Annotated in this window: 2 protein-coding genes; both read left to right on the top strand. The window is 74.7% G+C overall.

The features are described 5' to 3' along the window. Positions 1–126: 126 nt before the first annotated feature. Complete coding sequence (locus B7767_RS20870; RefSeq protein ID WP_373408229.1) at positions 127–843, top strand: DUF3152 domain-containing protein; 717 nt, start codon at positions 127–129, stop codon at positions 841–843. A 174-nt stretch (positions 844–1017) separates the two neighbouring features. Beyond that, positions 1018–1635 (top strand): RNA polymerase sigma factor, encoded by a 618-nt coding sequence (locus B7767_RS20865; RefSeq protein ID WP_085573534.1) that lies wholly within the window; start codon positions 1018–1020, stop codon positions 1633–1635. Positions 1636–1991: the final 356 nt, after the last annotated feature.

The raw sequence follows: 1991 nt of genomic DNA, 5'->3' as shown, positions 1-1991 counted from the left end.
CGGACCCGGACCGTGCCGGCCGGGCTGGCCTTCGCCGTCGTGATGGTCGCCTCGGGCGCCGCCGTGGCCTACTACCAGGACCGGCACGCACCCGCGGCGGGCGACGCGTCCGTGGACGCGGGGGACATGCTGGAGGGCGGCACCCCGCCGCCCCGCGCGGAACCGACCCCCCGCGCCTCCGAAAGCCCGGGCCCCTCCACCTCCCCGCCCCCCGGCGCGTCCGCGTCCGCGCCCACGTCCGCTTCCGCCTCCCCCTCGTCCACCGTCATCGACATCCCGGCCACCGGCCCCGGCACCTTCACCACCGCACAGGCGGACGGGAGCGTCGTCGGTACGGGCAGCCGGACGCGGCGTTACAAGGTGCTGGTCGAGGACGGCATCGACGTGTCGGCGAGCGCGGCGGCGGCCGAGATCTCCGACGTCCTCGCCGACCGCAGGGGCTGGACCCGCGACGGGGTGAACTCCTTCCAGCTCGTCGGCTCGGGCTCGTACGACTTCGTCGTGAAGATCGCCACGCCCGGCACCACGGACGACATCTGCGGTGCCGCGGGCCTGCTGACGCGCGGTGAGGTCAACTGCAGCGTGGGCGCGGACGTGGTGGTCAACCTCAAGCGGTGGGTGCTGGGCTCGCCCCGGTTCGACGGACCGATCGGCGAGTACCGCGCACTGATCGTCAACCACGAGGTCGGCCACCGCATCGGACACGGCCACGAGACCTGCCCGGGGCCCGGGCGACCGGCCCCCGCGATGATGCAGCAGATCAAGGGGCTGAAGGGCTGCGTCGCCAACGCCTGGCCGTACGGCCGGGACGGAACCTACCTGGGAGGCCCCGCCGTTCCCTGACGCCGGGGCCGGGTGCGGACCGGCGCGCCCGTGTGTGCCGCACGAGGCGTGTGACGAGCTGTGACACTTTCGTGGCGCCGGACGCTGATGACCGTGAGGGTGTGGTCACTGCTGGACGTGCCCACGCCAAGCGATAGCGGTGCGCCACGCGCTCGGTACGGACGAGGACGGTTCTTGGGCCACGGAGGGGAACCCCGCCGCGCACAGGCGTACGACGGGGAACTGGGCGCGGCCGTCGCGCGGGCCCAGAAGGGCGACGAGGCCGCCTTCGCCGCGGCCTACCGGCTCGTACAGCCCGGCCTGCTCGTCTACGTGCGCGGGCTCGTCGGGGACGACGCCGAGGACGTGATGTCGGACGCCTGGCTGGAGATAGCCCGCGACCTGGGGAGGTTCAAGGGCGACGGGGCCGGGTTCCGGGGCTGGACGGCGACCATCGCCCGGCACCGGGCGCTGGACCACCTGCGCCGGCAGCGGGTACGGCCCCGGCCCTCCACGCTGGAACAGGACGTCCTGGACCTGCCCGGACCGCACAGCACCTACGACCAGGCCATGGAGGCCATGTCCACCGAGTACGCCCTCGAACTGGTCGGCGGGCTGCCGCGCGACCAGGCCGAGGCCGTGCTGCTGCGGGTGGTCGTCGGCCTCGACGGCCCCGCCACCGCCCGCGTCCTCGGCAAGCGGCCGGGCGCGGTACGGACGGCCGCGTACCGGGGGCTGAAACGTCTGGCGAAGCAGCTCGGCGTCGAGAGTGTGACGGATGAGGCCTCGCGGACGCTGGGTGAGTCGACATGAACGTCGGCCGGGACGGCGGACACGGCGGGCGGCGCGACGGCGTCCGACCCGGGCCGGCCGCACCCGGCGGCCCACGACGGCCCCCGAGGGCCACCAGCTGAACGGGCCGGACATGCGGAACGTATCCGTCGGTCCGGGCGGTACCGCTTGTGCGGCCGGTCCGCACGGACGTGGCGGGCCGGGCGTGGGCATCAAGTGGAACGAGCAGGAACGGAACGGACATGGGTGAACGGCAGAACGACGGCGGGCCGGCCGGCCGTCGGCGTGTGCACCCTGAGAGGGGCGCGCCGCCCGGGTCCGGCGGTCCGGACGCCGTCACGGGCGGGCGCCGGGTCGTCGACGCCGCCGACCTGGAG

The organism is Streptomyces sp. 13-12-16 (genome assembly GCF_002114215.1).
In the GTDB taxonomy this organism is placed as follows: domain Bacteria; phylum Actinomycetota; class Actinomycetes; order Streptomycetales; family Streptomycetaceae; genus Streptomyces.
Note: the sequence above shows the minus strand (reverse complement) of the source record. Positions and strands in the feature narration are given on the sequence as shown.